The organism is Reyranella sp. (genome assembly GCF_050185545.1).
Taxonomy (GTDB): Bacteria; Pseudomonadota; Alphaproteobacteria; order Reyranellales; family Reyranellaceae; genus Reyranella.
Genome location: NZ_JBFWZI010000237.1, coordinates 1 through 4,741, shown reverse-complemented (window position 1 = coordinate 4,741; position 4,741 = coordinate 1). Strand labels below are relative to the sequence as shown.

Below are 4,741 nucleotides of genomic sequence, written 5' to 3'. Positions count from 1 at the left end.
CGATCGGTTCAGGAGCCATTCGTGGCTGAGCGATGCCTACGTCAATGTCACTGTGAACGATGGGGTCGTGGAGCTTTGGGGATTTGTCGTTTCAGCCGACCAGCATCGCGCATTGAGAATCCTCGTCGAGGAGACGCCAGGTGTCATGCGCGTCGAGGATAAGCTCACCATAGCAGGGCCCTTGCGAGGCATATGACCGGCGCCGGCCGACGAATCCGGCCCAGGTAGTCAGCTTGAACTCGATCAGGCCGGCAAGGAGCTGGATTGCCGTGATGAATAAGCTGTTGACAACGATCAGCCAACCGGAATCAGCGCGCAGCCATCCAACGAAACGATCCCGCCTGACTGCGGACGGCCTTCCTCGCCGCGAAGGTCCTGGCCAACTTGTTCTCTAGCGGCGTGAAGTCGCTGGTTCTCGCCGTGATCGTGGGCATCGGATCGACGATCTTTGGCCAGTTCACCAGTGGCAATCCCCCGACCATCGACGACGTACAGTTTGGCGCTAAATGTCAGAGTGCTCCAGGCAGTATGTAGTTCGCTCCGTAGAGGGCCATCGTGCGCTCCTGGTTCGGGCTATCGGGGCCGTCGACGCGTCAGGTGCGCGAGCAGAGCGAGGCTCTTTCGCGCGAGCGCATAGCGCAAGTCGGCGCCGGCCGTCAACCGCATCCATGCACGAATCGTATCGAACGCTTGTGTGAGCCCGTGCCTGTTCCCGCTAGGCACCGTCCTCCGCCTCGTCACCGTCCCGCGTACCATGGGCCTTGACATCGCGCCCGGCCGAGATGCCGCGCAGGCGCACGATCATGGCGACGAGATCGACATCCGTCTCGAGCAGCTCGAGGTCGCGGGTCATCTCGCGCACCTGGTGACCCTTGCGACCGAACTCCTCCGAAGCCTCTACCGCATTCCTGCGCTCCGTCACGCCGCCGGTGCTGTTGGTGAACGCCTTTGCCTTCAGCCACTCCAGCCGCGCGCGCTCGGTGTCCCGGGCGAACTTCCTTTCGACGTATTGCCGGCGGATGTCGTGCCAGGCCGCGAGCAGCTCGACCTCCGACAGCGCCCACAAGGCTTCGGCGGAAACGGTCATGTCGTTGAATCACTCCGGCACTGAAGATGGCGCGCACGGTACCGTCGTCTGGTCGCACCGGTCCAGCCTGGGGATATTCGGGCGGACCTGCAGGGCGGGCCGGCGGCCGGCGGACCGATCAGCCTAGTGCTCGGGGTCGTGGTGATGCGCCGCATCGTGGTGGCTGAGGCTCTCGGCATCGTCCGGCTTCAGCTCCATGAACACGACCGACGACAGGATCGTCAGCCCGCCCAGGACGAGGAAGGCGTACTGCACGCCGTGGATGATGGCGGTGGGGTTGGTGTGCAGATGGGACGGCACGAAGAAGGCGGCGATCAAGGCGGCTCCGGCCACCCCGAAGCTGATGGAGAGCTGCTGGCCGGTGGCCGCGATGGTGCTGGCGCCGCTGGTCTGCGGGCCCGAGACGTCGGCGTACACCAGGGTGTTCATGCTGGTGTATTGCAGGGACGTGAACGAGCCCAGGATGAACGCCTGCACGACGATCCGCCACAGCGGCGTGTCGGCGCCGACGGTGGCGAACGACATGATCAGCAGCCCGACCAGGATGGTGTTGCCGACCAGCACGGTGCGATAGCCCAGCCGTTCCAGGATGGCGGGCAGGAACGTCTTCAGGCCGACCGAGGCGACGGCCTGCGGCAGCACCAGCAGGCCAGACAGCACGGGCGAGTAGCCGAGCCCGACCTGGTAGAGCAGGGGAAACAGGAACGGGATGCCGCCCAGCCCCAGCCGGGTGAAGAAGCCGCCGTTGACCGAGGCGCGGAAGGTGCGGATGCGGAACAGGGCCAGGTCGAGCAGCGGGAACGTTGTCAGCGTGGCGCGGATTCCGTAACCGGCCAGAAGCACCGCGGAGATCGCCAGCAACGCCAGGATCTCGGCGAGGCCGAGCGTATGGTCGCCAAACACCTCCAGCACCCAGGACAGGAGCGCGATGCCGCCGCCGAACAGCACGAGGCCGAGATAGTCGAGCGGATGGGTCTTCTCCTCGCGGTAGTCGGGCAGGTAGCGGGCGACGAAGTAGAGCCCGAGCAGGCCCACGGGGACGTTGACGTAGAATACGCCGCGCCAGTCGAGATAGACGACGATCAGGCCGCCCGCCACCGGGCCGATCATCGGTCCGATCAGGCTCGGGATGGCGACGAAGCTCATGACCTTGACGAGCTCCGTCTTGCCGAAGGTGCGGGCAAGCGTCATGCGGCCGACCGGCATCATCATGGCGCCGCCCATGCCCTGAAGGACGCGGCAGGCCACCAGCATCTCGATGCTGGTCGACAGGCCGCACAGGATCGAGCCCAGCGTGAACAGGCCGATCGCCGAGGCGAAGACGCGGCGCGTGCCGAAGCGGTCTGCCATCCAGCCGCTCACCGGAATGAAGACGGCGAGGCTGAGCGTGTAGCTCGCCAGCACCGACTTGACGTTGATCGGCGTCACCTGCATGGCGTGCGCGATCGCCGGCACCGCCGTGTTCAGGATGGTCGTATCCAGCGACTGCATGAAGAAGGCGACGGCGACCAGCCACGGCAGCAGCCGCCTGGTGGACTCGTCAGGGACCGCGGTCGTGCTCGCGGCCATGGTCAGTCGGCGGAGTTCCCCGAGCCGGCGGCCCGCGAGTGACGTTCCTTGAGCATCCGCTCACTGTGCGTACGCGCCCGGCAGGGCGCAATCGGCTTTGTCGCAACGGGAGGGGCATGGTCTTTTGGACCGCGGGCGTCTCGTCCGCTCATGGTCTCATGACGATGAGCGGGCGGGACGCCCGCGGTCCAAAAGACCATGACCCTCAAGATGAGGATGTTGCTCGGAGTTCCTTTGAATCAGCCTCTACGGCGAGACACCTCAGCTTCGATTGAGCGCGTCCGCCATTTCCGCGATGGCCTGCGCCAGCGAGTCGCCGCCCTCCGCCTTCGGCTTCAGCCACAGCCCGCCGGCCGGCCGGCCGTCGCCGGAGAAGATCCGGCGGCCCCCGAGCTCGGTGCTGTAGAACAGCATCGCCTCGGCCGCCGTGTGCAGGGTGCGCGTGCTGCCGTCGGGACGGAACACGTCGAGCGCCTCCTCGTCGAAGCCGGCGAACAGCTCCTGCTCGCCGTGCTTGACGAGCGGTATTCCGCTCAAGGCGTTGACGGCGAACTGAACCGACCTGGTGTTCGGGCCGCGCGAATGCTTTTGCCCGGCCAGCTCCTCGTTGCGGCGCCGGATCAGGGTGGGATCGCCGGCCGGCGCGATCCCGAACAGGTCGTAGTCGCCGTGAACGTACCTGCCGTTCTGACCCTGCGGATAGGTCGAGTAGAGCAGGCAGCCATAATGCCTGGACGTCCTGCACATCTGCACCGCCCAGCCCGGGCGTGCCCCCGGCCAGGTGCGCACCTCGCGGCCGTTGCGCGGCTGGCAGAGGCCGATCGGCTCGCCGCGCTCGTACAGCCGGTGGAAGAACTTCTTCCATTCCTCCCTGGCCTTCGCTGCCTTGGCGGGGCTCTTGAATACGGCCTCGAACCCGAGAAGCTCGGGGTTCACGACCAGGCCCGCCGTCTCGACATGATGGCCGTCGATGTCGGTGTCGAAGTCCGCCGTCTTGGGCTTGCAGTCGATCGGTTTGGCCATGTAGTCGGCATGCCCGATCCACTGGACGGATTGGGCATTGGTCTGCCGGACGATGATGTAGACCTTCTGGATCAGCGCGACGCTGCGGAAGGCCTGCACATCGCGCGGTCGCATGACGGCGGTAGCCCTGGGATCGTACATCCGAGCCCTCCCGAGAATCATCCGCATGTGTCACGCGCTGCAGCCTCCTGTCGCCGACCAGGCGCCGGTCATTGGAACCGAGGCGTCGATCAGGCGGATACGGCGTGGCGGGTGAGGTAGAGTCCTCTCTCTTTCAGGCGACAGAAAGGCCAAGCCATGAGCGACACCGGCAATTCTCTCCCGCCCGGCATGGTCCTCGTCGAAGGCGCCGACGGGCCGTTCGGCGAGACCGTGCGCAGCGGCCCGCATGTGCTGCGGGCCGACGAGCCGGTCGAGGCCGGCGGCAACGACAGCGGGCCCGGTCCCTACGCCTACCTGCTGGCGGCGCTGGGCACCTGCACGGCGATGACCGTGCGCCTCTATGCCCGGCAGAAGAAGTGGCCGTTGACCGACGTCAGGGTCAGGCTGTCCCACGATCGCATCCACGCCACCGACTGCGCCGAGTGCGAGACCAGGGAGGGCCGGATCGACCGCATCGAGAAGGTGATCGAGCTCGTCGGGCAGCTCGACGACGGGCAGCGCCAGCGGCTGCTGCAAATCGCCGAGCGCTGCCCCGTTCACCGCACGCTGGTGTCGGAGATCCGGATCGAAAGCCGGCTCGCCTAGCCTGGATTTCCACGGAACCAGATTCCTTCCGTGGAAATCCAGGCTAGAGCGAAACGTCTCATGGCGCGGCGCTCACAGCGGCGCCAGGGCTTGGCGCAGCGGCGCGCTGTCGATCTGCATCAGGCCGGTGAACGGCTGATACATCTCGAGGATGAGGAAGATCGCGCCCGAGGCCGACAGCGCGATCAGCACCAGGGCGCCGAGCCCGGTCGGGTTGAGCGGCGAGAACAGGCTGAAGCTCGCGAACAGGATGCACAGCCAGAACACCAGAACGATCAGGAAGAGGAGCGGCATGCGGGCGGTCGATTGCTCGAA

5 protein-coding genes and 2 pseudogenes are annotated in these 4,741 nt (G+C 66.2%); 3 read left to right on the top strand and 4 right to left on the bottom strand.

All coding sequences use genetic code 11. The annotated features are described in order from the left end of the window. Positions 1-196: BON domain-containing protein (locus AB7O82_RS34270; protein WP_428621435.1), on the top strand; the 196-nt coding region annotated here is incomplete at its 5' end. A 152-nt stretch (positions 197-348) separates the two neighbouring features. Further along, positions 349-489, top strand: a pseudogene (locus AB7O82_RS34265) (type IV secretion system protein); the annotation flags it as partial. A 226-nt stretch (positions 490-715) separates the two neighbouring features. Here AB7O82_RS34265 and AB7O82_RS34260 read toward each other — a convergent pair. The 3 genes from AB7O82_RS34260 to AB7O82_RS34250 form a co-directional block, all read right to left on the bottom strand. Beyond that, positions 716-1,087, bottom strand: coding sequence for a hypothetical protein (locus tag AB7O82_RS34260; RefSeq protein WP_428555432.1), 372 nt, complete (start codon positions 1,085-1,087; stop codon positions 716-718). A 123-nt stretch (positions 1,088-1,210) separates the two neighbouring features. After that, a complete protein-coding gene (locus tag AB7O82_RS34255) occupies positions 1,211-2,656 on the bottom strand; it encodes an MFS transporter (RefSeq protein ID WP_428555434.1) in 1,446 nt (481 codons plus the stop codon). Positions 2,657-2,917: 261 nt separating this feature from the next. After that, a complete protein-coding gene (locus tag AB7O82_RS34250) occupies positions 2,918-3,820 on the bottom strand; it encodes a hypothetical protein (protein WP_428555437.1) in 903 nt (300 codons plus the stop codon). A 156-nt stretch (positions 3,821-3,976) separates the two neighbouring features. Here AB7O82_RS34250 and AB7O82_RS34245 point away from each other — a divergent pair, with 156 nt between their 5' ends. Next, the gene (locus AB7O82_RS34245) at positions 3,977-4,426 is read left to right on the top strand and encodes an OsmC family protein (protein ID WP_428555441.1); all 450 of its coding nucleotides are present in this window, start codon (positions 3,977-3,979) and stop codon (positions 4,424-4,426) included. A 72-nt stretch (positions 4,427-4,498) separates the two neighbouring features. Here the strand turns inward: AB7O82_RS34245 and AB7O82_RS34240 are convergent. Beyond that, positions 4,499-4,741: pseudogene (locus AB7O82_RS34240) on the bottom strand (DUF4239 domain-containing protein); the annotation flags it as partial.